This window comes from uncultured Nostoc sp., from assembly GCF_964247315.1.
Lineage (GTDB): Bacteria > Cyanobacteriota > Cyanobacteriia > Cyanobacteriales > Nostocaceae > Nostoc.
In genome coordinates this window covers 14,161-39,780 of sequence record NZ_CAXTTT010000038.1, presented here as the reverse complement: position 1 = coordinate 39,780, position 25,620 = coordinate 14,161, and the positions used below count along the sequence as shown (strand labels likewise).

General features: G+C 41.6%; 25 protein-coding genes and 1 pseudogene. 8 read left to right on the top strand and 18 right to left on the bottom strand.

The genetic code is table 11. The annotated features are described in order from the left end of the window. Positions 1 to 458: 458 nt before the first annotated feature. Positions 459 to 1,394: a putative 2-dehydropantoate 2-reductase gene (locus ACFE93_RS13670; RefSeq protein WP_375473796.1), complete on the bottom strand. Its 936-nt coding sequence runs from the start codon at positions 1,392 to 1,394 to the stop codon at positions 459 to 461. A 168-nt stretch (positions 1,395 to 1,562) separates the two neighbouring features. Between ACFE93_RS13670 and ACFE93_RS13665 the strand changes: the two genes are divergently transcribed. Together ACFE93_RS13665 and ACFE93_RS13660 are read left to right on the top strand one after the other, a co-directional pair. Continuing rightward, the gene (locus ACFE93_RS13665) at positions 1,563 to 1,964 is read left to right on the top strand and encodes a fasciclin domain-containing protein (protein ID WP_375473795.1); all 402 of its coding nucleotides are present in this window, start codon (positions 1,563 to 1,565) and stop codon (positions 1,962 to 1,964) included. A gap of 202 nt (positions 1,965 to 2,166) precedes the next feature. Then, complete coding sequence (locus ACFE93_RS13660) at positions 2,167 to 2,496, top strand: hypothetical protein (RefSeq protein ID WP_375473794.1); 330 nt, start codon at positions 2,167 to 2,169, stop codon at positions 2,494 to 2,496. Between the two features lie 140 nt (positions 2,497 to 2,636). Here the strand turns inward: ACFE93_RS13660 and ACFE93_RS13655 are convergent. From ACFE93_RS13655 to ACFE93_RS13630, 6 genes and pseudogenes are all read right to left on the bottom strand, one after another. Then, positions 2,637 to 3,014 (bottom strand): annotated as a pseudogene (locus tag ACFE93_RS13655) (GNAT family N-acetyltransferase); the annotation flags it as partial. 71 nt (positions 3,015 to 3,085) lie between these two features. Then, the gene (murF, locus tag ACFE93_RS13650; RefSeq protein WP_375473793.1) at positions 3,086 to 4,441 is read right to left on the bottom strand and encodes a UDP-N-acetylmuramoyl-tripeptide--D-alanyl-D-alanine ligase; all 1,356 of its coding nucleotides are present in this window, start codon (positions 4,439 to 4,441) and stop codon (positions 3,086 to 3,088) included. A 147-nt stretch (positions 4,442 to 4,588) separates the two neighbouring features. Beyond that, positions 4,589 to 5,035 (bottom strand): tellurite resistance TerB family protein, encoded by a 447-nt coding sequence (locus ACFE93_RS13645; RefSeq protein WP_375473792.1) that lies wholly within the window; start codon positions 5,033 to 5,035, stop codon positions 4,589 to 4,591. Between the two features lie 177 nt (positions 5,036 to 5,212). Further along, the gene (locus ACFE93_RS13640; RefSeq protein ID WP_190240853.1) at positions 5,213 to 5,350 is read right to left on the bottom strand and encodes a hypothetical protein; all 138 of its coding nucleotides are present in this window, start codon (positions 5,348 to 5,350) and stop codon (positions 5,213 to 5,215) included. Positions 5,351 to 5,918: 568 nt separating this feature from the next. Then, a complete protein-coding gene (locus tag ACFE93_RS13635) occupies positions 5,919 to 6,839 on the bottom strand; it encodes a histone deacetylase family protein (protein WP_375473791.1) in 921 nt (306 codons plus the stop codon). 260 nt (positions 6,840 to 7,099) lie between these two features. Continuing rightward, positions 7,100 to 9,736, bottom strand: a complete 2,637-nt coding sequence (locus tag ACFE93_RS13630) for an EAL domain-containing protein (protein ID WP_375473790.1) — start codon at positions 9,734 to 9,736, stop codon at positions 7,100 to 7,102. Positions 9,737 to 10,606: 870 nt separating this feature from the next. Between ACFE93_RS13630 and ACFE93_RS13625 the strand changes: the two genes are divergently transcribed. Beyond that, a complete protein-coding gene (locus ACFE93_RS13625) occupies positions 10,607 to 11,962 on the top strand; it encodes a GTP-binding protein (protein ID WP_375473789.1) in 1,356 nt (451 codons plus the stop codon). 113 nt (positions 11,963 to 12,075) lie between these two features. Here ACFE93_RS13625 and ACFE93_RS13620 read toward each other — a convergent pair whose 3' ends face one another. Beyond that, positions 12,076 to 12,192 (bottom strand): PEP-CTERM sorting domain-containing protein, encoded by a 117-nt coding sequence (locus ACFE93_RS13620; RefSeq protein ID WP_375473816.1) that lies wholly within the window; start codon positions 12,190 to 12,192, stop codon positions 12,076 to 12,078. A 397-nt stretch (positions 12,193 to 12,589) separates the two neighbouring features. On the opposite strand from ACFE93_RS13620, the gene ACFE93_RS13615 reads away from it, so the two are divergent. After that, complete coding sequence (locus ACFE93_RS13615; RefSeq protein WP_375473788.1) at positions 12,590 to 12,850, top strand: Calvin cycle protein CP12; 261 nt, start codon at positions 12,590 to 12,592, stop codon at positions 12,848 to 12,850. Here ACFE93_RS13615 and ACFE93_RS13610 read toward each other — a convergent pair. Then, on the bottom strand, positions 12,847 to 13,665 hold the full coding sequence (locus ACFE93_RS13610; protein ID WP_375473787.1) for a TlyA family RNA methyltransferase: 819 nt from the start codon (positions 13,663 to 13,665) through the stop codon (positions 12,847 to 12,849). The two genes, ACFE93_RS13615 and ACFE93_RS13610, sit on opposite strands and share 4 nt — an antisense overlap. Next, positions 13,666 to 14,100, bottom strand: coding sequence for a DUF29 family protein (locus tag ACFE93_RS13605; RefSeq protein WP_375473815.1), 435 nt, complete (start codon positions 14,098 to 14,100; stop codon positions 13,666 to 13,668). Positions 14,101 to 14,418: 318 nt separating this feature from the next. Here ACFE93_RS13605 and ACFE93_RS13600 point away from each other — a divergent pair, with 318 nt between their 5' ends. Beyond that, positions 14,419 to 14,652, top strand: a complete 234-nt coding sequence (locus ACFE93_RS13600) for a Nif11-like leader peptide family natural product precursor (protein WP_375473786.1) — start codon at positions 14,419 to 14,421, stop codon at positions 14,650 to 14,652. A gap of 211 nt (positions 14,653 to 14,863) precedes the next feature. Here ACFE93_RS13600 and ACFE93_RS13595 read toward each other — a convergent pair whose 3' ends face one another. From ACFE93_RS13595 to apcB, 3 genes are all read right to left on the bottom strand, one after another. Beyond that, positions 14,864 to 15,028 (bottom strand): element excision factor XisI family protein, encoded by a 165-nt coding sequence (locus ACFE93_RS13595; RefSeq protein WP_375473785.1) that lies wholly within the window; start codon positions 15,026 to 15,028, stop codon positions 14,864 to 14,866. After that, a complete protein-coding gene (locus ACFE93_RS13590; RefSeq protein WP_375473784.1) occupies positions 15,006 to 15,329 on the bottom strand; it encodes an element excision factor XisH family protein in 324 nt (107 codons plus the stop codon). Before ACFE93_RS13590 ends, ACFE93_RS13595 begins: the two co-directional genes overlap by 23 nt. Positions 15,330 to 15,530: 201 nt before the next feature. Beyond that, complete coding sequence (apcB, locus tag ACFE93_RS13585; protein ID WP_375473783.1) at positions 15,531 to 16,040, bottom strand: allophycocyanin subunit beta; 510 nt, start codon at positions 16,038 to 16,040, stop codon at positions 15,531 to 15,533. A gap of 358 nt (positions 16,041 to 16,398) precedes the next feature. Here apcB and glnA point away from each other — a divergent pair, with 358 nt between their 5' ends. After that, on the top strand, positions 16,399 to 17,823 hold the full coding sequence (glnA, locus tag ACFE93_RS13580) for a type I glutamate--ammonia ligase (protein WP_375473782.1): 1,425 nt from the start codon (positions 16,399 to 16,401) through the stop codon (positions 17,821 to 17,823). Between the two features lie 123 nt (positions 17,824 to 17,946). On the opposite strand, the gene ACFE93_RS13575 is transcribed toward glnA, so the two are convergent. Then, on the bottom strand, positions 17,947 to 18,147 hold the full coding sequence (locus ACFE93_RS13575) for a hypothetical protein (protein WP_196524783.1): 201 nt from the start codon (positions 18,145 to 18,147) through the stop codon (positions 17,947 to 17,949). 373 nt (positions 18,148 to 18,520) lie between these two features. Here ACFE93_RS13575 and ACFE93_RS13570 point away from each other — a divergent pair, with 373 nt between their 5' ends. Continuing rightward, complete coding sequence (locus tag ACFE93_RS13570) at positions 18,521 to 19,420, top strand: ferritin-like domain-containing protein (RefSeq protein WP_375473781.1); 900 nt, start codon at positions 18,521 to 18,523, stop codon at positions 19,418 to 19,420. A gap of 641 nt (positions 19,421 to 20,061) precedes the next feature. Here the strand turns inward: ACFE93_RS13570 and patX are convergent. The 4 genes from patX to ACFE93_RS13550 all read right to left on the bottom strand — a co-directional run bounded on the left by patX (position 20,062) and on the right by ACFE93_RS13550 (position 23,726). Then, positions 20,062 to 20,289 carry a heterocyst-inhibiting protein PatX gene (gene patX / locus ACFE93_RS13565; protein WP_375473780.1) on the bottom strand — a complete coding sequence of 76 codons (228 nt, stop codon included), beginning with the start codon at positions 20,287 to 20,289 and terminating at the stop codon, positions 20,062 to 20,064. A 107-nt stretch (positions 20,290 to 20,396) separates the two neighbouring features. Continuing rightward, on the bottom strand, positions 20,397 to 22,142 hold the full coding sequence (locus ACFE93_RS13560; protein ID WP_375473779.1) for an FAD-dependent oxidoreductase: 1,746 nt from the start codon (positions 22,140 to 22,142) through the stop codon (positions 20,397 to 20,399). Positions 22,143 to 22,317: 175 nt separating this feature from the next. Further along, a complete protein-coding gene (locus ACFE93_RS13555) occupies positions 22,318 to 22,896 on the bottom strand; it encodes a hemerythrin HHE cation-binding protein (protein ID WP_375473778.1) in 579 nt (192 codons plus the stop codon). A gap of 98 nt (positions 22,897 to 22,994) precedes the next feature. Beyond that, positions 22,995 to 23,726: an alpha/beta fold hydrolase gene (locus ACFE93_RS13550; protein WP_375473777.1), complete on the bottom strand. Its 732-nt coding sequence runs from the start codon at positions 23,724 to 23,726 to the stop codon at positions 22,995 to 22,997. Between the two features lie 716 nt (positions 23,727 to 24,442). Between ACFE93_RS13550 and ACFE93_RS13545 the strand changes: the two genes are divergently transcribed. Next, on the top strand, positions 24,443 to 25,489 hold the full coding sequence (locus ACFE93_RS13545) for a zinc-dependent dehydrogenase (protein WP_375473814.1): 1,047 nt from the start codon (positions 24,443 to 24,445) through the stop codon (positions 25,487 to 25,489). The last annotated feature ends 131 nt before the right edge of the window (positions 25,490 to 25,620 follow it).

The window sequence follows — 25,620 nt, the reverse complement described above, 5'->3', positions numbered from 1 at the left end:
ACAAAATCCCGATGTAGAGACGCGATTTATCGCGTCTTTAAAGACCAATTATCTACACGATTCTTCTTCTCTTAGTAGATAATAGTAGAAGTAAGGTATATCATAATCTGCTCCTCGCTTGTTACAGGTTTTTGCAAATACATGAGGTACACCCCTCCCCAACCCTCTTCTTACCAAGGGGAGGATGCGCGATAGCGCAGGTAGAATATTTTTATACCTCACCGAGTTGAAATCTGCTGTATGAGAGGAGTGAGGTATAAAAACTTAACTCAACCGAGAACAGTTATATCTATCTTAAATCGATCAAAAAATGAGCTATTAAAGTATTTCTTTTGTAGGGTAGCAAGTAAAGATACAAAAGATTTGAGTCATTTTTGAATCCCTGCGTTAAAAATTGGGGGAGTAGCAAGTTAGGAGTTAGGAGTTAATAATTGCCTCTCTTATCTCCCCCATCTTCCTCACTTTCCCCTAGTATCTAAAAACTTCAACTGGTGGTATAAACAGCTAATCTGCATTAAATTCACACCCTTTACTTGGGCTTTCCGTAATGGGTTGCCGAAAATTGCTTCTATCTCCAAGGGACGATGTTCGTCGTAGTCAATTTTCATGCTGGGGCGGTAAGGCGTCATTTTGACAGTATAATCGAGCATTGTTTGAATAAAGCGATCGCTGATCGTCCGCCCATAACTTTTCGCCCCCGCCGCTACTTCATACATTAACTGTTCAACTAACTTGCTAGTGTACTCATGCGCCATTAATTCATCTGTTCTAGCGTTGAGAATCACAGAAAGCCCATTGTACGGGATATTCCACACCAACTTTTTCCAACGTGCTAGTAGTAAATCTTCAGCTAATTCAATTGAGATGCTAGCGCTTTCAAAGTCATCAGCAATTTGCTGCATCCTCTGAGTTATCCCACTAGGCTGATAATTAGGGGTATATTCACTGAAGGTAATTTGCCCATAGTCTAGGTGGTGTATATGTGCTGGGCCCACTTTGTTAGAACATAAAAAGCACAATCCACCGATAACAGTTACATTACCAACAATTTTAGCAACTTCCTCTTCTACACCAAGTCCATTCTGTAATACCAACACCACCCCATTATCTTTAACTACAGGTGGCAACATCTTTGGTAATAAATGGTTTTGCGTCGTCTTCAGTGCCACCACCACCACATCGCATTGTGGCATCTTTTCTACGTCATTGTAGGCGTGGACTTCGGGAAGGTTAAAGTCACCGTCTTTGGACTCTACCACTAAACCATATTTCTTTACCTGTTGGTAATCACTCTTGAGCAAAAAGTGGACATCCAACCCAGCTTTTTGCAGTCTAGCGCCATAGAATCCACCTAATGCTCCAGTTCCCAGAATGGCATACGTGCGATCGGACATTTTTTCTATAACGGAATTTTCCTAGAAACATCATAAGGTAATGTCTGACGGGAGTACGCGTCTAGGTGTAGTTTATTCAACGCCTGATTTTAAATTTATTTTGTTTAATAAAACTTAAAAGAGGTTTATTATCCTTTAAAATCTTTTGCAGAGATTTAGGTAAAATATATGGCTGATATTGTTGATATTGCAGTTACATCTGAGTCATTTAAAACACTGGTAGCAGCTGTACAGGCTGCTGGTTTAGTAGAAACATTAAAAAGTCCTGGCCCGTTCACTGTCTTTGCACCAAATGACAAAGCTTTTGCCAAGTTACCAGCGGGAACTATCCAAACTCTGTTACAAAACATTCCCCAGCTAACGCGGATTTTAAAGTATCATGTCGTTCCAGGAAAGCTGCTACAGGCTGATTTGGCACAACTTGGTACGGTTAATTCTGTGGAAGGTTCACCGATTAAAATTGATTCTTCTGATGGTTTTGAAGTTAAAAATGCCACAGTTCTAGCAGCAGATATTGAAGCTGACAATGGTGTGGTACACGTTATCGATACAGTGATTTTACCGGGTTAATTCAGCTAGGGTGGGTGTTTTCCACCCTACTTATCCAAAATCTTTATAATTAACTAACTATTGAGTAGTATCAAAACGCAACTTAATATTTTAATTTATGTTATGTTTGCAATGTGATTACTCACTCATCTGTTAATGTAAATTTAGTTATTTTAAAATAAATTAAGTTCTTAAAAAGCCAACATCTATCCCAAGAAAATTAATGCTCGATTTTAACACCTTAGTAGAGTTCTCTCGTGGCAACTGTATAGGTATTTGTACGTTTCTGGTACCAGCAAACTTGCTTGTCACAATTTTAACGATGAGCCTAGTAGCCTTACGTCGCCCATCGTATCAAGTATGGCAATCTGCTGGAATTGCCGGCTTTTTCGCTTCTGTAATGATACTGCACGTATATACTTGGTTCATGATTGGCGTGGTGATGGCTCCTACTTATATCTTGATGTGGCTAGCAATCACCTGTTTGGTGACTAATTTGGCAGCAATTCTTTTTCAAAGACGCTACAGTAACAGCCCTAGTCTTTCCAACTGAAGTCTATCGGGCGTCTATAGGTGATATTTTCCGAGAATCATCCATCATTTGACGCCTCTCCATTCATGCTCAAGGATGGCATATAGCCAAGAGTCTCGCCATTCTCGCTTAATCCAATGGTGTTCTCGCAAATATCTTTCTTACTGCATTCGGATTTTTTGCATAATTCGTACTGAGGCAATGTTTTCTGGATGACAAGTCGCAAAGATGCAATGTAAGTCTAACTCCTGAAAACCAAAGGATACAAATGCTTTTACAGCTTCCGGTGCATTTCTTTGTCAACAAAATTCCTGAGTTAAACAGTATTCAATCGAGCCTATTTTATTACCAGTATCCTGAACGAATATGCGACAGATACCAATTAATTGCTTTTGAGGGTTTAAAGTTACTGCCAAGACAAAATGCTGGCGGGGTTCTTCCCCTTGCAATGAAATCTCTGTTTGCAAAAAGTTTTTGGTATCTTCTTCGCTATTGGGGCCAAAGGTTAAATAACGCACAACTTTAGGATCGCCAGCGTATTTATGAACTGCTGGCTAATCTGATTCTACAAAGTCTCGCAGTATGAAACGTTGGGTTTCTAGTTGTAAATTTACTTGGGAAATTCTGCACATAACTGATTGACTACCCGATCTAGTCCTACAGAATGAGCGGCTTTGAACAATAAACGATCGCCTGCTTGCAAAAATGTCTTCAACCTAGCCACCAACTCGGCATGAGTTGCAAAGCACTCCGATGGGATACCCTCTGCACTAAGAGCGATCGCTTCGGCATCTTGTCCATCTACCAAAACTAACAAGCCGTCTAAATTTAACTTTTGCACCGTTTCTCCCACTCGCTGGTGCAACTGCTGCGATCGCTCTCCCAATTCTTTCATTGCACCCAATACGGCAATCTTCCGCTTTCCGGGTGTGTCTGCCAATAATTGCAACGCTGCAATCATTGCTTCTGGTGCAGCATTATAAGTTTCATCTAAGATTACCACATCATTGGGTAAGGTAAATCGCTGCGATCGTCCTGTGGGCATATCCACCGTTACACCTGCTTTTAAGGATGCCCAATCAATCCCTAAAACCTTTGCCACCGCTAAAGCTGCCAAAAAATTAGTTGCATTATGACGACCAGGTAGAGGTAGAGGTAGTTGGATTCCTGCGACTTCCACAGTCTCGTTATCAATTAACTGCCCTTGAATATCCCCACCAGAAAAGCCGTAAGTTAAAACTTCTCCGTGCCAAACTTTCGCCGCTGTGGCCATTAATAGGGGATTGTCGTGGTTGAGAATTGCTACGCTATCAGCAGACATTTCCACTAACAACTCACATTTTGCCTCAGCGATCGCTTCTTCGGAACCCAGTAACTCAATATGTGCCGTCCCCACATTGGTAATCACTCCAATTGTTGGACGCGCTATTTGCGTCAGTTCGGCAATTTGTCCTCTACCCCGCATTGCCATTTCAATCACGGCGTAGTCATTTTCGGCGCCAAGTTCTAGGAGAGTTTTCGGAACACCGATTTCATTGTTGTAATTTCCATAAGTTTTGTGAACTCGTCCCTTTGTTCCTAAAACTGCGGCGATCAATTCTTTGGTTGTAGTTTTACCCACCGAACCAGTTACACCAATTACAGGAATGTTAAAGCGATCGCGCCACCATCGGCCAAGTTTTTGATATGCCTTGAGAGTGTCTTTTACCTGTAATACCGGAAATCCCGGATTTTTGTATTCAAAATCTACGATTGCAGCTATTGCACCTTTTGCGATCGCAGTTGGTACAAATTCGTGTCCATCAAACTTATCGCCTCGGAAAGCGACAAATACTTCACCTGGCTTCAAGGTACGGCTATCTGTTTGGATACCGCTAGTTACTTGTGTTAAAGCAGTTTCAGATAAGTTTACAGAATTGGCCAAAATAACTTCAGCCAGTTGGATTAGGGTGACAGAACAAAGCATAAGCAATTTATAATTTAAAGTTCCAAATCATAAAAACAAAAAATAGTGGCAAAGAAGTTTAACTTCCGTGCCACGCTTTATTTATAAGCTACTTATACAGTTTAATCAAGTAAAGACAATGGGCATAACAAGTTATGTTCGATCGCCTTATGCACGATTTTTAATCAAGATTACTTGCACAATTTGTATTGCTATCTCACTTGAAACCCCTAAAGCTTGATATAAATCATTTAAGAAGTCTTTTTCTTCTTCAGGTAAAATACCTTCAGCTAGGACAAAATCAGTGGCTACTGCAAAGGCTGTTTCCCGCAAGTCTTGAGATAGAGAATCTTTTGCTGCATTAAACAAGGCATTAAAGTCATCACCTTGGAGAATGCCCAAAATTTTTTCAAACAGCCTGTTGATCATTTCATGGGGATAACTTTTAAAAAGTTTCATCCGAGACAGCACAGAAATGATAGAATTTGCTTGCTCAACAGAAAGATAACCGTCTGAAGCCGTTGCCGTCAATATAATGACAGCAAAAGCTTCCACTGGACTGAGTGCTGCTTGGGCTTGGCTTTCTGTGCCCAACACAGCGTCGAATAGACCCATTGTAGTAGCTCCTTGGTTAGAGTCCCAATAGCGTTACAGTTACCTGTATAGTTTGGTAGATTTACAGGAAAGACTGTGATGCTTGAGACTTTCATCCTTTAGTGTTCCCAGGATTTCTTCACGGCGAACACTTATATTCAATGGTTTTTGGCAGGAACTACATTGCCATCTATAAACTTAACGTTCTCCTGTCTTTTCTATTGTCTCAATTACCGCCAAACCTATACCAGAAGCTGCCATTAACAGTACTACTGATATCAAATAGGCGTTGGTCAGCATTCGTAAAGCTTCATCAAAAAAAATATAGGTGGTCATTGCTTCACCTTTTGAACTTTTTGCTGCTAGTGCTTTTTATTTCTCCACACCCCGATAGGTGAATTCCGTTGAGAAATTGCTAGCAATTGCATCTTAACAAAACTTTAGCTCTTTCAGAACAGAATTCAAACTTTTTATTTCTGAAGATTTGATGAATTTTAGAAAGCCTTTGTAAAATAAATTACTTATTTTTAGTTTAGTTCACAAGTTGTGTCACCCTAAATTTACGTAAATATAGTTGTTAAATATGTCAGCTAACCCTGAAATAATTCTGAGAATAAATATCTACAAATTGCCTATTTTTGCCAACTATATTGTGAATATAGAAGAAGATTCCCAGTTTATGAGAGAAGTTGGGAATCTGAGCTACAAATCAAATAGGATTACTGCGATCTCAGTGCATATACGAAAGTTATTCAATTAGGAATTCCGAGGTTTCACTTAAAAAAAGGGCATTGCAGAACAGTGGGATAAATTGGGACAAACTCTTGAGGCTCTTGAAGCAGAGGGGGAATTTTAGAAGTCCCAAAATCATTAGGCTTTCTCTGCAAGGCCAAAAAAGAGATGCCTAAAATAAACAGCGTTCAATTGTCGCTACAACTGATTGAGAAAGAGAATCAAAATCGTAACCACCTTCTAAGCCAAACAGAATTTTACGAGTTATCCCTAGACAATAATCAGTAAATAAAGCGTAGTCTTCTGGCTGCAAATTAATACTTGCCAAAGGATCTGCGGCATTGCCATCATAACCAGCACTCACAATCAGTAAATCCGCTTGAAAGTTAACTAAAAATGGTACTACTTGTTTTTCAAATAGTGGCTGATATATGGCAATATCACTACCAGGGCGTACTGGTAAATTTAATACATTATTGTGAAAGCCGCGTTCTGTCGATCTTCCCGTACCGGGATAACATGGATACTGATGTAGGGAACAATAGGCGATGCGTGCTTCTGTTTCAACGATCGCCTGAGTACCATTACCGTGATGTACATCCCAATCGAGGATGGCGACGCGGTTAATTCCAGGTTGTTCTAGAGCAAATAAAGCAGCGATCGCGGCATTAGAAAATAGACAAAATCCCATCCCGGCATCACTTTCAGCATGGTGTCCGGGAGGACGCGCTAGTACAAAAGCTGGATTAGCCGACTGTAACACAACCTCAACTCCATCTAACCATGCACTGACTGCCAACAATGCCACATCATAACTGCGCGGGGAAACTGGTGTATCTCCATCCAAAGGGCCGCCGCCACTAGAAGCGATTTGCCACAGTTTTTTGATATAGGCTGGGCTATGCGCTCTAACCAACGAAGACATCAGTGATGGCTGTTCTGATGCTGGTGTAGGCGATCGCCAGGTAATTTTATCTGCGAATGTAGCTGCTTTTAAGGCATTTGCGATCGCACTTAAACGTTCTGGTTTTTCGGGATGGTATTTTCCAGTCTTGTGAGCTAAAAATTCGTCTGAATAAATGACTGGCAGCATAGGACGAAAAAGGTCGGCAGCAGGACAATGAATTTTATTGTATCCTCACTAGTACAAACAGTTTTCACTTGTACTAGTACAGCACGGCGTAAATAAACATACCCCTTCGGGTTCGGCAGTTCCTCATGGGGGGAACCCCCATCGCCCTTGGCGTCTCCCCTTGGGAGAAGACCGGACTGCCTCACCATTTCAAATAGTGTAAAAGCCCGAAATACAATTATGCGTGACTTTTGACTTTTGACTTTTGCCTTGCGGTACTACTAGATCGTTGGTCGTTTACTTTCGAGAACTTCTGTTGCTTTGTGTTCAGAAAGTGGGCGGTAGAATAAAAAGCCTTGTACCTCCTCGCAGTTGATAGATTTCAAGAATTCCAATTCCTCTTCCTTCTCTACCCCTTCGGCTGTTAACTTTAATCCCAAGCTGTGTCCCAAGGTAACTATCGCCTGGATAATATGAGCTACTTTGGCATCCTGCGTCAAATATTGAATGAAAGATTTATCTATTTTCAGATTGTGGAGTGGCAAAAGTTGTAAGCGCGAAAGTGAGGAATGACCCGTACCAAAGTCATCAATGGAGATGTAAACACCCATCTGCTGTAGCTCCTTTAACACTTTTGTGGTAAAATCCAAGTCCTCAATCGCTGTGGTTTCCATAATTTCTAGTTCTAAAAAGCGCGGCTCCAGACCTGTTTGTTCTAAAACCTTGGCTATAGTCTCTACCAATTTGGGTTGGCGGAACTGCTTGAGAGAAAGATTGACAGCGATCGCGATCGGTGGCAATCCAGCATCTTGCCATGCTTTATTTTGCCTACAAGCCGTTTGCAGCGTCCATTCACCGATGGGGACAATTAATCCACTTTCTTCGACCAGAGGAATGAATACACTGGGGGCGACCAATCCCATCTCTGGGTGCTGCCAACGCAACAGAGCCTCCATACTAGTAATTTCTCCTGTGGCAATGTTCACACGAGGCTGATAGTACAGCGTAAATTCATTGCGTTCTAGGGCATAGCGCAAGCTCTTTTCTAAAGTCAGGAGTTCAGGATTTTTAGCACTCAGAGAAACACTGTAGAATTGGTAATTATTCCGTCCTTTGTCCTTGGCGTAGTATAAAGCGGCATCTGCGTGCTGAATTAATGTTTCAGCGTCAGGACTATTGTTATCAAGTAAGGCAATACCGAGGCTAGCAGTCACATAAAGTTCATGCTCTTGAAGATGAAAAGCATCCTCAAAGGCTTGTAAGATTCTTTGCGCCACCAAAGTTACCTCTTTAATATCATTAACTCGTGGGAGTAAAATAGTAAACTCATCGCCTCCCCAACGGGCTACAGTATCTCCGCCTCTGAGTGAGTCTTTTAATCTTTGAGAGACGCTTTGTAACAATTGGTCTCCCAGAGTGTGCCCCAAAGTATCATTAATTACCTTAAAGCGATCCAAATCGAGGAAGATCACAGCTAAACTTTCGCCATTTCGAGTGGCGTTGGGCAGAGTTTTACTGAGCAGCTCGTTAAATAGTAGACGATTAGGCAACCCTGTCAGCACATCATGGAGGGCTTGATAGCGAATCTTTTCTTCTACTTGCTGACGCTGCCGCGCACCAATGATACTGGCGGCCATTGTCAAAAGAGCAGATTCTTCGTGCTTTGACCAATGACGCTCAAAGGTGCAGTCTGCCAAGCCAAGGTATCCCCACAACTCATTCTCCGACCGGAGAGGCACCAAGAGAAGGGATTGAATGCCATCTCGAATCAAGAATTCTTGTTCGGCGACCGGAAATTTTTGGGTGATTCCGCTAATCGACTTGCCGCTAAAGAGAACTGTGTACCAACGGGCTAATCCAGAGGTTTGATAAGTCTGATTCTGCCAATGGTTGCGGGTAGATTCAATACAAGATTGTGTCCATTCAAACCGTAGGCTGACTGCCATTTCTTCTGTAACAGGATGGGGATGGTTCTGAAAGAGATAGGCACGATCTGCCTTGGCAGCTTCGCCCAGTACAGCTAGAGCTCGATCGATACCAGTTTCGTAATTCATTTCTCCTAGCAAATAATTGGCAGCTTCTGCAACTGCTTGTAACAAGCGATCGCGCTGCCGTAGTTCGGCTGTAGCTTGCTTTTGCTCTGTAATATCTCTAATAATAAAACTTCTAATTAAATCGCTTTCAGGAAGATAGAGAACGGATTGTTCAAAAACTTCTGTACCGACTTCCACCTCCCGCACAAAAGAATTTTTTTCTAGATTGTTAATTCCAATCAAGAGTCCCGTTAATATCGGGTGTTCTGTCCCAACTTCCCTAATATTGGGAAACTTGATACCTGCGGCTGGATTGAGATAAGTAATTCTTCCTTCGAGATCCATTTCAATAATTGGATTGGGAATGAGTTCAGGAAAGGATGCTAGGCGAGCTAGGGCGAACTCACTAGCTGCTTCAAAGCTGGGATCGATGGCTAAGGTTTGAAAAGGATTGGCAGGACTGGCTTGCTCTGATAAGAAACCAGATAAGTCTTCAACATCAAAAGATTCAGAAAATGCTTGTTCTGAAATATTGGAAATAGCATAATATTTAGCCTGAGCTTTATTACTGCCAAAAGCAATGATATCTCCATGCCTAAGATTATGAGAAAAGCATTTATTACCATTTACAAATAAGCCATTAGTACTTCCTTTACCCTTATAGTTGCCATCAATAATCTGGAAGCCGTATTGGTCAGTTTCTGGAACAGTTACTCGTAATAAAATTGCATGTTGCATTGATACTGACCGGGAAGCCAAGACAATAGTGTTTGCAGGATGCCGCCCCAGAGAATAAGTAGTCTCTCGTAAGGGGACAGTTCGCCGCCCTTCCAGGTCTTGGATGACCAACAGATGGCGTATTTTTTCCCGCTCATTTCCTCGCATGGCTGTTCCTCAATTTCTCATATAATTAATATTTATGTCTTAGTCTAAAAAAGACTGCTCCTATAAGTCCAGAATTTCAAGCTGCACTTATGGTAAAATTTGCTTCATAAAAGTTCTCAATCATTTGCGTAGGCGTAGCCCGCCGCAGGCATCGCAAAATTGGTATAGGGCGTAGACCAGCCTTTACCTTCATGATTGACCGCAACCACTCTTCTTTTTATGGAATGAGTTGGCTAATTGTTCAATCAGTTTTTTTAATAGAAATTCTGTTGTTTTGTCTATTCATACATAAGTTATAAACTTTGTTACTTTGTCTATATCATCTAACCTTGTCTTTCTTAGGATACCCAGATTAACAATTCAAAATTAAAATTTCAAAATTGTACCCTTACAGGCAAGCTAGGCGTAGCCTCACGTAAAGCCTGCGGCATAGCTACGCTTAGGGCACAGCCTCTTGTAGAGAAGAGAGTTACATGAGGGAATTTCAACCCTGACTAAAACTGAACAAAGTCGGAGCCAATCCGTCTTTGAGCTAAGTATAGATGTTGGCGTTAGCCTCTCTCTTTAGGAGCTAGTTATCCATTAGTCACATCTTTACTTAAAATTTATAAAATACCTAATCTCCAACCTCATAAAGTTAGGGACTTTTTATGTCCTATATATAGAGTATTAGTTCAACAACTTAGGGATAATAAAGAGGTATGTTTAACTTTTCCTTCCCCTGATAATGGGGTTAAGAAAGTAAGCATTGGTTAAGCATGGTTAATGAGTACGAATTAATACCTATCATTTACGATCAAACGCTGAAAGTAAGTGTTTTGAGCATTGGATAAGCATTTTAGAGAGAGTGAAGGCTGAAGTGTTGATATTATGTCGGTTTATCGTAATCTGCAAGAAACTCACTTAAATCGTGCCCGCGCCAGTCTTAGACAAGCGCTTTCTTGGTATGGATATCTTCGCAAGTCAGGACAGCTTTCATCTAACCCAGAATTAGTAGGTTTGGTAAAACCAGAATTGGAAGCTTTGAATGCCACACTCAACAAGCTAGATTCAAATGTCATTAGAATAGCTGTCTTTGGTTTGGTGAGTCGGGGAAAGTCAGCAGTTTTAAATGCCTTATTGGGAGACAAAATTCTACAAACTGGGCCCTTAAACGGTGTCACCCAATGGCCGCGTTCCGTGCGATGGCAGCCAGGTGGGAAGGTACTAGTAGAGTTAATTGATACCCCCGGATTAGACGAAATTGCGGGTGAGTCACGGGCGGATATGGCACGAGAAGTAGTACATCAAGCGGATTTGATTTTGTTTGTCGTCTCTGGTGATATCACGCGTACTGAGTATCAAGCACTGCTGGAATTAAGGCGATCGCAAAAACCCCTGATTTTAGTGTTTAACAAGATAGATTTATATCCAGATACCGATCGCGGAGCGATTTACCAAAATTTGCAACAACTGGGTGCTGGGAATCCCCAAGCAAAGCCTCTACTCCCGGATGAAATTGTAATGGTAGCGGCAGAACCAGCAGCAATGGAAGTGCGGGTTGAGTGGCCTGATGGGCGTGTCAGTTATGAATGGGAAACCCCATCACCGCAAGTAGACGAACTCAAAGAGACAATTCTAAATATTCTTAATCGGGAAGGGCGATCGCTTCTGGCTTTAAATGCACTGATCCAAGCACGGGATGCAGAAGCCGCGATCGCTCAAAAAACTATCGATTTACGCGAAAAAGAAGCCGAAGAAATCATCTGGCAATTTACCAAATACAAAGCTTTGGCAGTAATGCTCAATCCCATCGCCTTTTTAGATATCCTTGGCGGAACTGTTGCTGATTTAGCTTTAATTCGCGCTCTCGCTAGATTGTATGGTTTACCGATGACTAGCTACGAAGCCGGGAAAATTTTAAAGACGATTTTATTTAGTTCTGGTGGCTTGCTACTGGGGGAATTAGGTAGTAGTTTTATTTTGGGTTTAGGTAAGAGTACGGCTGCAATAACTAGTGGTGATAATCCCAGCAATATTACTGCTTTTGCTGGCAGTGCGATCGCTCAAGCTGGTATTGCCGGATATGGCGCATATTCCGTTGGCAAAGCCGCCCAAGTCTATCTCGAAAAAGGCTGCACTTGGGGACAATTGGGCGCTAGCAGTGTCATTCAAGAAATTCTCTCTCAAGTTGACCAAAACACAATTATGTATCGTCTGCGACAAGAGTTAGGTATAAAGTATTAAGATTTTTGAGTTGTGTTCCGAAAAGTTTCTGTTGACTCAAATTAACCAGGAAGTAAAAACTACCGTATCAAGCTCGCTGACACGGCAGTTATAAAATAGTCGAAGTTGTGAGCCTAGACTATGCCTTTAACTTTGCCTTGCTGCTTAGATTTTTTGCCTAAGACAATAAAAGCACTAGCTGTCAATGAACCCAATATGATTGAGGGTTCGGGAACAGAAGTAGGTTTCAAAACAGGTGTCAAAAGAAAAGCATTAGTTCTTTAGGGAGTTTTGAGTTACTACAGATACAAATGTTGAGAATAAATAAAAATTGTTTCGTCTTTGTTGCCGTTTATAAGTGTTTATCAACTTCTATCAAGCTCTTCTGACAATTGACTGATATTCCCAATTTGGGATGCAAGATTGAGAACATGACCATCTCTTACTAGCGATCGCAACTAGTAGAATTCCCCTACCTTTTTGAATCAAAGATGACAAGAGGGTAATCCCACTCAATTTTGCTAAAAAGATGGCGGTGTTTACCACTACCTCTTGTGGGAAGCCTATCTAAACTAGAAATGTGAGCTTCCTAAGGTGATTGAAAGCTCATAGTTAATATCTATCTCTGTAAACAAAGGTGAAAGTATCATGACAACTACCTTAAACTCATTTGAAACTGCTGGAGCGGCAAATATTGAAGAAGCCATTACTAATGCCATTACTGAAGCCCGGACAACCTGCGATCTAGATGGCAGTAATTCTGCTGGTTGTGCCGTAGCTTGGGACATTGTAGAAGAATTGCAAGCTGAGAAAGCTCATAAACAGCAAGCAAAATCAAAGAAAACCTCTTTGGAAAATTACTGCGATCGCCATCCAGATTCCGTAGAGTGTCTAATCTATGACCTTTAACTCTTCCGTAAATCAGTTGTTGCTGATTGCGTTATTTGCTTAATTGCCTGTAAATCAAGTGGTGGTGTTTCACTTTCTATTGCCAACCACAACAGATATTCGATATTCCCAGCAGGGCCAGTGATCGGCGACCAAGTTAAGCCTTTGTATTTCCACCCTAATTTGTGGGCGGCTTGCAACACCTGGAAAATGGCATCAGCTTGGTCGTTTGGATCGCGCACAACACCTTTTTTACCTACACGGGATCTGCCAACTTCAAACTGTGGCTTGACTAATAACACAACTTCTCGGTTCGCTTGAGTTAGTTGCCATAAAGCAGGCAAAATCTTAGTTAAAGAAATAAACGATACATCAACTACCGCCAAATCAGGGATCGGGTCATCCTCGCCATATAATTCATCTGGTCGTAGTTGCCGTAAATTGGTGCGTTCCCGCAAAATCACCCGCGAATCATTTCGCAACCGCCAGTCAACTTGTCCGTAACCGACATCAATACCGTAGACTTGTTTTGCTCCAGCTTGCAAAAGACAATCAGTAAAACCACCAGTAGAAATCCCACCATCTAAACAAATGCGCTCTGCTACGGGAATGGCAAATACTGACAAAGCTTTGGAGAGTTTTTCACCGCCTCTAGAAACAAAAGGCGATCGCTCTTTAATATTTATTTGAGCCGAAATATCAACTTCAGTACCAGGTTTATCAACTAACTGTTGATTAACAGTAACTTCCCCCGCTTGAATTAGCCGTTGTGCTAAGGCGCGAGAAGAACATAAATTTAGCTCTACTAATAGTGTGTCGAGTCGCTGTTTAGCCAATTAACTAGACTCTCCTGGTAAGATTAAAACCAAAGCACGATTAATAATTTCTTCTTGGTTAACCAGCTTTTCTAATTCTTGAGCTTGATAACGACCTTCTTCTACTTCTAGAGAAGCCTCATCAATGGCATTTAAATAGGCTTCTGCTAAAATTTCTAACAATTCTTCTGGCGTGAGATAATAGTCCCCGGCTTTGCGCCGCTTATTTTCTCGCTGAATTTCCCGAACTGAATTCCGAATTAAGACTTCCCAAGAGCGAGTTGTGCGATTTTCAGCTTGTTGTTTAATCAGATGCAACAATAGAATCACTGCATAGCTACGAATCGTCTTGATTATGTCATTTCGGCTCATTTCTGTTAATTCTTCTACTATCAGCAATGCTCCTTGAACATCGCCCTTAACAAGCAAGTCTTTCAAACTCAATAATTCTTCCATAATCAACGCTTCAAACATCGGCAACTTCTATTGCGCCTGATAATACATTTATACTATAAATTTTGTTGGTACTGTTTCAGTTACTTAAGTTCTGCTAAATACCGCTACTATCTCAGCACTGAATTTTACAAACAAGACGTAAGATTTTATCCTAAAAGTTGTATTTTTTTGTCAAAATCAACACATTTTCTCTTTTGTTTATAAGATGAAAGCATATGCTGAATTGAGAAATTCTTTACTCTTTACAAAATTTAGTGAAGTCGCAGAAGTCAAATTACTGCACTCAAACCCGATATTTAAAACAGGAGACAGGCTATTATGACACAGCAAAATGCTGCCCGACTTTTTGAAGCCGTAAAACGAGATCAAGCATTACAAGAAAGGCTCAAAGCAACAGCTAATCCAGAAGCCTTCATCAAGATTGCTCGTGAACGTGGTTATGAATTCAATGTTGAAGAACTAAATACTGAGATCGACAAATTGTCAGAAGAAGATTTAGCCGCCATTGTCAATCCCGGATGGGGGACTAGACGCCACCTTAATCCTAGATAATTCCTATTTTATGAAAATTAAAGTATAGGAACAACTGGATTTGTAAAGGTACTTCTAAATATCAAACAATAGCATGGTTGTTGAAAGTCAACAACTATGCTATTTTTTTTATTTGCTTGGAGTTGCCCAAATTTGCAACTTGCGTAGGCGCAACCCGCCGTAGGCATCGCTTTAACTTTTTTCTTCTTCGAGAAGATACAACTAAAAATAATTAAGATACAGCGAAATTTGTGTATTGCCGTAGTTCAGAGGGATGGAAACCCAAAACAATATCTTCGCGCGGGATACCAGCTTCTAATAATGCCTCTGCTACTGGCTGGGAAGTACCATCATATTGAATCCACACTTTATCATTAATAATATCTATATATACCACCGAACCATGTACGCGGCGCACTCCATCCCAGCCAATGTGTAACACTTCGTACTACGATAACTTCATACTGTCCTACAGCTTCCTGGAGGTCATTCACCGAAGAAGGACTCAGAAGACTTTTGATTTTACCAGCTATTTTTTGATCGTCTCTCTCAGCAGCAATGGTAACTCTTTCTGCTCCAATATCTACGTAAAGTTCTTTACCCCCGTATGCCAGGTATAAGGGATCGTTGGTTATTGTCCAACCATCTGCGATAAGTGCTTTAATGACTGCGGTGTGGTAGATGTCTCTGGCTGGCATTAGTCGAAAGATAGCTTCAAAAATACAGCTTTAATCTAGCAAAGTTATTTTACAGAGTTATGATTTTGCCCCCAAAGGGCAAAAGCTTGAATAAAGCCCTTCTCAACGTCTAGAGTTCACAAAAAAGCGATCGCTCCATAAAACCAAAGTGCGATCGCTATTTATGTTTATGTTAGGGCAGACACCTTGCCTGCTTAAAATCTAAATATCTATCTCGCTCAACTCGCGTGTGATGTGATCGAATGGTTCATCTACAAAAGCAGTATTAACCACACCTGCTGCTACTACTTGTTCCTTAATCAAATCCTTGAGAATTTGGATACCGCGAACCGTAGGCCCAATAGGTACTCCTAGAGAATTGTAAGTTTCACGTAGCCCTTGCAGCACTCGTTCATCCAATACATTTGTGTTCCCAGCAACCAGCGCATAGGTGGCATAGCGCAGATAGTAATCCATATCCCGCAGACAAGCTGCATAACGACGAGTTGTATAAGCATTTCCACCGGGGCGAATCAATTCTGGCAGTTCTTCAAATAACCTCAAACCAGCTTGCTTGACAAGTGCAGCCGCATTAGAATTGATTGCCGCCGCCGCTTGTACTCTTGCTGTACCACTATCAAAGTAAGACTTTAGGCTATCGATCGCATTCCGGTCAAAATACCGACCAGCTAAGTCATAATTCTTAATTAAACTTGTTACCGCATCGCGCATTCCTTCTTCTCCCAATCATTGCTATTTATGGTTTGATATTTATTTGGCTGCACTTATGCACCAGTAAAGTTTTGTGCTATTAAAAATAGATTCGGCACAAAAACAATCTATCCACTATCTATGGATTCTATGCCAAAGTTGACCCCTATATGATGAACTTTCCAGTTTTGTACAGATGATCGCCGAAAGGTTAATATAACCTGATAATCCAGATATCTGTAACATAAACTACACAATTCCTTAATGTCTAGTATTTAAGATATTTCTGGTGTGTCACGGCTTGATTGAGATCAGCAGGGTTAGGATTATTTGGAAGATTCTGGTATTACTTTAGGAAATTGGTAGAGAAGGAGTAACAATGACAACACCGCAAGAAGTCTTGAAGAGAATTCAAGATGAAAAAATTCAACTGATTGATCTCAAATTCATCGATACAGTAGGTACTTGGCAGCACCTCACATTGTACCAAAACCAAATCGATGAGACTGCATTCACCGATGGTGTGCCTTTCGACGGTTCTAGTATTCGGGGTTGGAAAGCGATTAACGAATCGGACATGACGATGGTACTCGACCCCAACACTGCTTGGATCGACCCATTCATGGAAGTCCCAACGCTAAGTATAATTTGTAGTATTAAAGAACCCCGCACGGGTGAATGGTACAATCGCTGCCCACGCGTTATTGCCCAAAAAGCAATAGATTACCTGGTTTCCACTGGTCTTGGTGACACAGCCTTCTTTGGCCCTGAAGCTGAGTTTTTCATCTTTGACAGTGCTAGATTTGCCCAAACCGCCAACGAAGGCTACTACTTCATAGACTCCGAAGAAGGTGCTTGGAATTCCGGTAAAGCTGGTACAGATAACAAACCCAACTTGGGTTATAAACCACGCTTCAAAGAAGGTTACTTCCCAGTTTCACCGACGGATTCTTTCCAAGATATCCGGACAGAGATGCTGTTGACGATGGCACAATTAGGTGTACCCATTGAAAAGCATCACCACGAAGTTGCTACTGGTGGTCAGTGCGAACTTGGTTTCAAGTTTGGGAAGTTGATCGAAGCGGCTGACTGGTTGATGATTTACAAATATGTCATCAAGAATGTTGCTAAGAAATACGGTAAAACCGTCACCTTCATGCCAAAACCGATTTTTGGCGATAACGGTTCGGGAATGCACTGTCACCAATCCATCTGGAGAGACGGCCAACCTCTGTTTGCAGGTGATAAGTATGCTGGTTTGAGCGATATGGGGTTGTACTACATTGGTGGTCTTCTCAAACACGCACCAGCGCTGTTGGCAATCACCAACCCTAGCACCAACTCATACAAGCGCCTAGTACCTGGTTATGAAGCTCCTGTTAACTTGGCTTACTCCCAAGGGAACCGTTCTGCTTCTATCCGTATTCCTCTATCTGGCACTAACCCCAAAGCCAAACGTTTGGAATTCCGTTGTCCAGATGCTACATCTAATCCCTATTTGGCATTTGCTGCAATGCTTTGTGCTGGTATTGATGGCATCAAGAACAAAATCCATCCTGGTGAACCCTTAGATAAGAATATCTATGAACTCTCTCCAGAAGAACTGGCAAAAGTTCCTTCAACTCCAGGTTCTTTAGAACTGGCGTTGCAAGCACTGGAAAAAGATCACGCCTTTTTGACAGAATCAGGCGTTTTCACGGAAGACTTTATCGAAAATTGGATTGATTACAAGCTAGGTAACGAAGTTAAACAGTTGCAACTGCGTCCTCATCCCTACGAATTTTATCTCTACTACGATGCTTAATGAAGAGTCGTATCTAACTAAAAAGTAATAAGTTTTGCCACCCTAAAGTAGAGGGTGGCTTTTTTTTCCAGACTTGTCAGTTGAGACATTCACTCAAAAAATCCAGCTTAGAATTCTTGAAATTTAGCTCATGGAAGCATGACTGGGCCCATAAATCATCCGAGTGTTAGCATCTACCTTCCCTTGAATCGGGTTCCAGTAATAAGATGCTTCCTCAGGAAGACCAAGTTCTTGTGCCGCCCGCATCAACATTGATTGTTGGCGATTCTTGACTTGCTGATGTTCACGCACCATTAACGCACGAGACTTATCTGCGATAGACATAATCATAGTCCTCTCTATTTCGTGAATATATAATTTTTTTCTTTACAAGACTAATATAACAAAAATTCTGTAACATAAGCTACTTTTTACAAAAAATTATATTTTGTTTGCCTACAATTTTCCCCCTAAGCCGGAAAATCTCTCCAATCCACTTTTAATAACTAAAATCATCTAACTTCAGGTTGGTCTGAGCTAAAAAACACACTTTACCCATGACTGAACATTTATTCGTTACTTTTATTTACACTTAAGTTCAACTCAAGTGATTAATTTTTGTGACTTTTACTCTTTTTTTCGGTGAAGCGGCACAAATACAGAACTCGCAAAAATTAAGTTATTATTAAATAAAGATTTACAAAAATTTACATAATTTATGACAGTCACTTACCCACGTAAATTTCAGAATGTTTTGAGTGCGAGAGATATATTAAAACGGGTGGTATGCGATCGCGAAATCCATCTGATTACCCTCAACCGCTACCGTTACAGCGAACAACGTAGTTGTAAAGACCTAACTGAGGTAATTGAACAACTCAATGGACAGCCGCGGGAACTGGTGCGGGATTTGTCTCATCACATCTCAGATGAAGCTCGTCATGCCATGTGGCTAACTGACTTGTTGATTGATTTGGGAAGCGATATAGGAACTCCCCCTGGAACTTCCTATATTGATGAATTTGATCGGCTGCTCGACAAAGACACCTATGACCCAAAACACAACCTAGAGGACGGCATGATTGCTGCCTTGGCCGCAATTAACGTCACCGAAAAACGGGGCTGTGAGTATTTCTCTGCTCACATTCACGCCCTCAAACAAGCACCGCAGACAGAAGAAAACATCAAAATTCGAGAAACCATTGAAAAAATTCTCCCAGAGGAAGCAGGACACGTCCGGTGGGGTAATCGTTGGCTAGGAGAACTCGCGCGTAAAAGTCCAGAACATCAGCAAAAAGTCGAGCAAGCCAAGCGAAAATATACTGCAATTGAACAAGCGGCATTTGAATCGGGAATGGATATTACCTTGGGTGCAGAACTACGGCGAGTTACCAACTTGGTGGAAGTGGCAAATACCATGCCGCTTTGGCAACGTCCCCAATACTTGATGGAACGTTTACCCCAGACTTTGCTAGCGCCTGAGTTGCAATTTACTAGAATTCAAGCCGCACAAAAGGCTTGGCAGCGAGATCCACAGACGTTTATTGAGAAGTTTGTGCCAATGTTCCTCAATGGCATCCAGGGAACAGAAAATAATCGCAAGAAAACAACGGTGTAAAAGGGCATGGGGCATTGGGCACAAGAGACAGAGGTGCATAGGGGCAGAGGGGAAGAACTTACTGAACTTCTCCCCTGCTCCCCTCTCCCTTTCTTTAACTAAAATTCATCTAAAAAGACCAAATGCAAAATTTTGCATCTGGCCTTGGGTGTAGAATAATTAAAATGACTAAGATGATCTAGCAGATCCTTCTTAATATTTATATCGTCGGGAGCCATCTGGGGGGAGAACGAACTAGGGGGCAAAAGTAGGTCAAGAATAGTAGATTTGTTAGCAAGTGCAATAAATCTTTACTACTTGTGCTAATCCATACGCTAGATAAGTAAGAGATGAAACGAAAGAGATTTTATGCTTCGGCAAAGGACGTTAAACAGATGTCGGAGCTAAGATCGGTTACTTGCTTATCTAGATAACTACTTACTGAATGCATGAGAAGAAAATCTATTGGGGAATTTTGAGCGGCAGGATTGAGGCCAACTATATATACAAAGCTTGCAATTGAAATACTAAGCGATCGCTGAAGACTTTCGTGTGTTAACTGTATATATCTCTGCCAAAAAACTGTGTAAAAGATGTTAGCACAGCATCCTGTTTTCTGGTAATTTTGTTCTTTTGGAAAAAGAGGCATTACCCTACAGTAGTTAAACCACAGCATAGATATTTCGGGCTTTTTGTGTCACTTCTCTGCGCCCACTACCGCGATGACGTGGCGCATCATCTGAAGCTTGTTCAGATGCCGCCAAGAGCCGTTGTTCCGAAGTAGGCGTGGAAGGCAGCCCTGTTGATAAGTGGTTGACCATTGCTTGGCAATTAAAAGCTAAGGGGCCGAACACCAGACTCGAGACTAAAAGTGAAATGGCAGCACGCATAGCAGATGTCTATTTTGGAACTCTCCTCTTCACTGATACTTAGCTTTTTAAGGAATATCCGGACAATTAATCAAAAAGTATTCTGCTTTACTGAAAATAAACTCTTCTTATCCTCTGTTTAAATGTTCGACTAAGAACCAATTACCAGAGTGATTGTGACGACCCCACAATGTAACTAATTGTTCGTGGGGATAAGCGCGTAATTGCTCATCGATATGCGATCGCAAAGTCACAAGCTGCCAATTTTGCCCTTGATATGCGGCTGGTGCTGTGACAGTGAATCTGTATTCCTGCTGTTCCCAGCAAAAAAAGATACCTTTGAAACAGTTACTTTCCTGAATTAATGCTTTGTCAAAAGCAGAGTCAGGACAATCGCCACTAACTGGATAGGCTTGTAGGTTATCTAAGTAATACAGTTGCCAGTACTGCCAATCCGAATGATTGGGAGGAAGATTAAAGAAAGGAATAATTAGCGCTTTTGAGCGATTATCTTCTAATAAAGCCGTTTGCAACGTCCTAACAGGTAAATCTCTCGGCTGGCAGTTTAACTCAACACATATTGCCGCTGCCATCCCCGCTGCTTGACCAATTCCCATAACCACAGGTTGTAATCTGGTAGCGCCATTGGCAATGTGGGAGACAGAAATATTCTTTTCACAGACCAAAAAACCATCTGTTGTGGCTGGAATTAGACAACTGTAGGGAATTGTAAAGGGAGTCCCCGTCCAACGTCCTCCCCAACGGATGGATTTAGGTTGCAGTGGGAATTGAACGCCAGGATAATGATGGTCATTGGCGTAGTTACCAACTGCGATTGCATCATTAAATATAGATGCAACTCTACCTTTGGCGATCGGCAAAATATCCTGTTCTCGGACAGTAGTTAGCCCCACCAAGCGGCGGCTTTCCCGGTAATAGGGATGCAATGCAAAAGCTGTAGGGGCGTGAGGAAATACTTTTTTTGCTAAACCATAACGACGACTAAGCTGTTTTTGGATAAAATGAGCAAAATTTTGGCTGTGCCAGCGAGATTCTTGGATGAATTCACTTCTGGATACATCTGACTCTATCAACCGCCCTACCCCTTCGCCGTAGTCATTGCCACAGATCGGCCAATTCATCATAAACAGGCCATCAGGCAAACGTCCATAATTTAAAAATGTTTCTGCTCCATAGCCATCCCAAGCACCTGTAAACTGTGATGGATTATAGTTAGGGGCAGCCGGAATCTCTGGTGCAATTGATTCACCAAAGTCTTGCATAATCACTACATAAGTGGGCGCTTGCACAGGATATTTCTGGGTTAAAGAGTTAAAAATCACTGGGGCGCTAGGTTCTCCCCACTCGGATTGCAATTCCCAACCCCAGCGGTAAGGTATATCAGCTAAAGGTAATAAATCTCCTAACTCTGTACCGTCGAGAATAATTTTGGCTGTGACAGCAAAATCTGCAAAGCTCACACCAGTAATCGAATCACCTTGGCGGTAAACCTCCATTGGCACTTGTCCAGAAATCCAGTGCAGATTTGGCAATTCCTGCACCCAATCAGCAAAAATCTCTGCCCCAATTCGGGGATCGTAACTAAAAAAGCTTACCCAGCTGTTATCTAATCCACCAGGCTGTCGTTGTCGCAATTCCTGCAAAAACGCACCCCATAACCCCGTTTGAAAGGGTTCTAATTCGTTGCCATCGGGTACAGACACTCCAGCCGAAGTTAGCATTCCCCCCAACCAAGGAAATTCACTCACCAGAATGGTTTTGGCTCCCCGTCGTGCTGCTTGGATAGCAGCCGCAGTGCCTCCGGTTCCCCCACCAACAACTAAGACATCAGCTGTATATGTCTGATTAACCATCCTTTAACCTCATAGGAGTTCCGACATATTCTCCTAAAAAAAAGCGATCGCATTCCAGTTTTTATCTCAAACTGAGTGCGATCGCCATCGGATTCCTAAAATTAAAAGAGATTATTAGGATTATTTGTCAATTATTACTTACTTAACTAGAAGTCAAGGCAGTGTTGAGTTAGATTTACTTTGTCAAACCCTCAAACACACCCCTCAAAGCTGCAACAGCATCTTGAGTCCGCGCCCAAACTCCTTGATCTGGGTCTTGACCTGTAAGTTCTCTTGTACCCAAAACTTCTAACACACCTTTCAACTGTTCTTGATGAGCGCGATTTTCAAAGTTCACTTGATTGAGCGGCCCAATAGCTTCTTTCACGTCATCACCTACCACCTGAGAAGCCTTATGGATAATTAAACCAGTCATTACGGCTTGGTGCTTAATCCTTTCGTGAATAGAAACTTTTTGGTATAGTGTCAGCTCATCTCCATCTATTATCCGGTTTACTTGCTCAACGTACTGCCCTATAGTGTCTCTAGGCTGGGCTGAACCACCACCAAATTTTGAAATAACTCCCTCAATAACTGTAAGGTTTTCTTGGTCATCTTTGAGAAAGTCGTTTAGGCGTTTGCTAATTTCTTGATCGTTGCTTACAGCAGGTAGTACTTTTCGTTCATTAGAAATTAGCAACTCTTGTATAGCTTTCAAATCTGCTAGCTCTGTAGCGATCGCGCTACGCTTGGTATCATCTAAAGCCACAACCATTTCTAGACTTGCCTCAAATAAATTAGGATACTATTAACCTCTCACATTTGTTTTGCTCAATAAATCATTCTTGAGATGTATTATCATTATATTTATGCCTAAAGTCGCAAACAGGAATACAGCGAATCTGATATACGTATAAACTTCCAGAAGTCGAGTAGCTGTTCTCCTACAAGCTGATACTGGGAAAAGTGAAAGAAATGCCCTCCTTCTAAACAAGACCAGAGGCGATCGCCCTCCTTCAAATGCGATCGCCATCCTTGCAGTGCCTCTGGTTCCACAACAATGTCATTTAAGCCACTACAAACCATCAAAGGTACTGGAACTCCGTTTGCCTTTATACTCACCCTTTCAAACAGAGAATGAGGAGAGAGCGAACAATCTAAGTCTTGCTCCAGCAGATGTGTCAAACTCTTGAGAGTGCGTTCATCCTGATAGCCAAATAAGTTATAAACCATATCAGTCAAAAGCTTTTGGCGACTTAAAAACTGACGGTGCATATAGTAATGAGCTTGCCAATCAACCGCCGCATCAACACCCACGGCTAATAGCGTCAAAGCCTTGACTGTTTCTGGATAGCGACGGCTATAAAGTAGCCCTAGTAATCCTCCTGTACTATGACCAATTAGGTGAATAGGTCGATTGGAAGATTTCAGGTAGTCATGAAGCAGAACAACAGCAGCATCTAGCGAACTTACTTCATCTTGGCTTTGGCGATATTTCCACTCTTGGATTGTCACTAGATCGGACAGGTAACGAAGTAGTGGTTGAGCAAAGTATTGCAAACTAGGGCTTGTATTTAACCAAAGAACATCCGGCAGTTTAGACATCCTGATTTTCCTGTAAATAGAATAAACTCTCAATTTAATAATTAAGAATTTTTATAACTAATAATTACAAGTTGCTATATCTGATTCCATCTGATTTTTCCAGCCAGACTTACCAGTGTGTCAAACCTCTTGTAAAAAATTATTGATAAAAATATTCAATATATTTTAGAAAAGCTTACAGCATTAGCAAAATTATTGCAAATAATTATTGTTAGTGATTAATACCGTTTCTTTGTGAAGTTACACAAAAATTTCTCCACTTATCAGCGTCTCCCTGTTTGTAAGGCTACGGTGTACACACAAGTAGAGTTGGGAATTAAATAGACGGAAAAGAACGGAAAATTTGTTTAAAATCCTTAGTTTGACCTTAAACTTTATCAACAAGCTGACACTATTGATAATAACCTTGGTAAACTCAAAACCTTGCCTACTAAGGCTTGTATTTTACCAGGCAAGGATTCTAAGACTTGTGCATATACTATTAGGACTTACGCAAAAATCGCCTAAAAGCCTAATTTGTCGAACCGCCTTTCCTTCGGAACGCTTTGCGAACGCGTAGCGTCTCGTAGAGAAGACGCCAAGACGCCAAGAATTCGTAGAGTGTGCGTAAGTCCTAACTATATTTGAACAAGCTAAAATACAGAAATCTCAGATTTGATAGCTTAACGTTGACTGCTAATGTTACATCTAGTATCGTTGAGCGGGGAAAAACCAACGTGAAAGCACAGGTATTTAGAGGCGTTAATCAACTGTCTTACGAAGATATCCCAGTTCCAAATCTGGAACCAGATGAAGTTCTGGTACAGGTGCAGGTTGTGGGGTTGTGTCAGTCAGATATAAAAAAAATTCGTTATCCGCTATATGAACCGCCGCGCATTTTTGGACATGAAACTGCCGGCACGATCGCAGCACTAGGCAATAATGTCAAAGGTTGGCAAGTTGGACAACGCGTCGCAGTAATGCACCATATTCCTTGTATGCATTGTACCTACTGCCTAAATGATAATTTCTCTATGTGCGATGTTTACAAGAACATCTCCACTACCGCAGGTTTTAACGCCAGTGGCGGCGGTTTTGCCGATTATGTGAAGGTTCCTGGACATATTGTGGAAAATGGTGGGTTGATTCCCATCCCGGATAACATCAGTTTTGAAGAAGCCAGTTTTGTCGAACCAACTAACTGCTGCTTGAAAGCTGTGAAAAAAGCCCAAATTGCTCCGGGACAAACTGTGTTAGTTACTGGTGCTGGGCCAATTGGGTTAATGTTTATCATGTTGGTGAAGTATTTTGGAGCAAAAGCGATCGCTACCGATTTACTACCCTCTAGAATTGATAAAGCCTTGAGTGTTGGTGCAGAAGCGGCTTTTGATGCTCGCGATCCTGATTTATCTGCCAAAATCTCTGCCTTAACGGGTGGACTAGGTGTTGATGTTACGCTGCTAGCTGTTCCGAGTGAGAAAGCTTTCTTTCAAGCACTTGATAGTACGCGCAAAGGTGGCAAAATCTTGTTTTTCGCCGAATTCCCTGATGAGGTGGAAATTCCCATTAACCCGAATATCCTTTACCGTCGGGAAATTGACTTGATCGGCAGTTATAGCTCATCTTATCGGCTTCAGAATCTATCAGCCGATATTGTATTTAATCAGCGAATTGACGTACAAGCATTGATTAGCGATCGCTATCCATTAAAAGATTTATCAGCAGCTGTGGAAGTTGCGATCGCACCCACACCGGATACTTATAAAATCTTAATTTATCCGTAAAAGGAAGATTAGGGAGATGGGAGAGTGTTAAAACTAGAAGTTTAAAGTTCTGAGATTCAACGATGAAGCTCAAAGGTTCAACGATGAAGCTCAAAGGTTCAACGATGAAGCTCAAAGGTTCAACGATGAAG

Coding starts and splice junctions, on each gene's coding strand:
- murF (WP_375473793.1), bottom strand. CDS start 4,441: ATGCTTTGTTCTGTCACCCTAATCCAACTGGCTGAAGTTATTTTGGCC.
- patX (WP_375473780.1), bottom strand. CDS start 20,289: ATGCGTGCTGCCATTTCACTTTTAGTCTCGAGTCTGGTGTTCGGCCCC.
- ACFE93_RS13625 (WP_375473789.1), top strand. CDS start 10,607: ATGTCGGTTTATCGTAATCTGCAAGAAACTCACTTAAATCGTGCCCGC.
- ACFE93_RS13640 (WP_190240853.1), bottom strand. CDS start 5,350: ATGACCACCTATATTTTTTTTGATGAAGCTTTACGAATGCTGACCAAC.
- ACFE93_RS13560 (WP_375473779.1), bottom strand. CDS start 22,142: ATGGTTAATCAGACATATACAGCTGATGTCTTAGTTGTTGGTGGGGGA.
- ACFE93_RS13575 (WP_196524783.1), bottom strand. CDS start 18,147: ATGTCTATCGCAGATAAGTCTCGTGCGTTAATGGTGCGTGAACATCAG.
- ACFE93_RS13600 (WP_375473786.1), top strand. CDS start 14,419: ATGACACAGCAAAATGCTGCCCGACTTTTTGAAGCCGTAAAACGAGAT.
- ACFE93_RS13550 (WP_375473777.1), bottom strand. CDS start 23,726: ATGTCTAAACTGCCGGATGTTCTTTGGTTAAATACAAGCCCTAGTTTG.
- ACFE93_RS13605 (WP_375473815.1), bottom strand. CDS start 14,100: ATGGAAGAATTATTGAGTTTGAAAGACTTGCTTGTTAAGGGCGATGTT.
- ACFE93_RS13635 (WP_375473791.1), bottom strand. CDS start 6,839: ATGCTGCCAGTCATTTATTCAGACGAATTTTTAGCTCACAAGACTGGA.
- ACFE93_RS13660 (WP_375473794.1), top strand. CDS start 2,167: ATGCTCGATTTTAACACCTTAGTAGAGTTCTCTCGTGGCAACTGTATA.
- ACFE93_RS13665 (WP_375473795.1), top strand. CDS start 1,563: ATGGCTGATATTGTTGATATTGCAGTTACATCTGAGTCATTTAAAACA.
- ACFE93_RS13615 (WP_375473788.1), top strand. CDS start 12,590: ATGACAACTACCTTAAACTCATTTGAAACTGCTGGAGCGGCAAATATT.
- ACFE93_RS13670 (WP_375473796.1), bottom strand. CDS start 1,394: ATGTCCGATCGCACGTATGCCATTCTGGGAACTGGAGCATTAGGTGGA.
- apcB (WP_375473783.1), bottom strand. CDS start 16,040: ATGCGCGATGCGGTAACAAGTTTAATTAAGAATTATGACTTAGCTGGT.
- glnA (WP_375473782.1), top strand. CDS start 16,399: ATGACAACACCGCAAGAAGTCTTGAAGAGAATTCAAGATGAAAAAATT.
- ACFE93_RS13555 (WP_375473778.1), bottom strand. CDS start 22,896: ATGGTTGTGGCTTTAGATGATACCAAGCGTAGCGCGATCGCTACAGAG.
- ACFE93_RS13570 (WP_375473781.1), top strand. CDS start 18,521: ATGACAGTCACTTACCCACGTAAATTTCAGAATGTTTTGAGTGCGAGA.
- ACFE93_RS13590 (WP_375473784.1), bottom strand. CDS start 15,329: ATGCCAGCCAGAGACATCTACCACACCGCAGTCATTAAAGCACTTATC.
- ACFE93_RS13630 (WP_375473790.1), bottom strand. CDS start 9,736: ATGCGAGGAAATGAGCGGGAAAAAATACGCCATCTGTTGGTCATCCAA.
- ACFE93_RS13645 (WP_375473792.1), bottom strand. CDS start 5,035: ATGGGTCTATTCGACGCTGTGTTGGGCACAGAAAGCCAAGCCCAAGCA.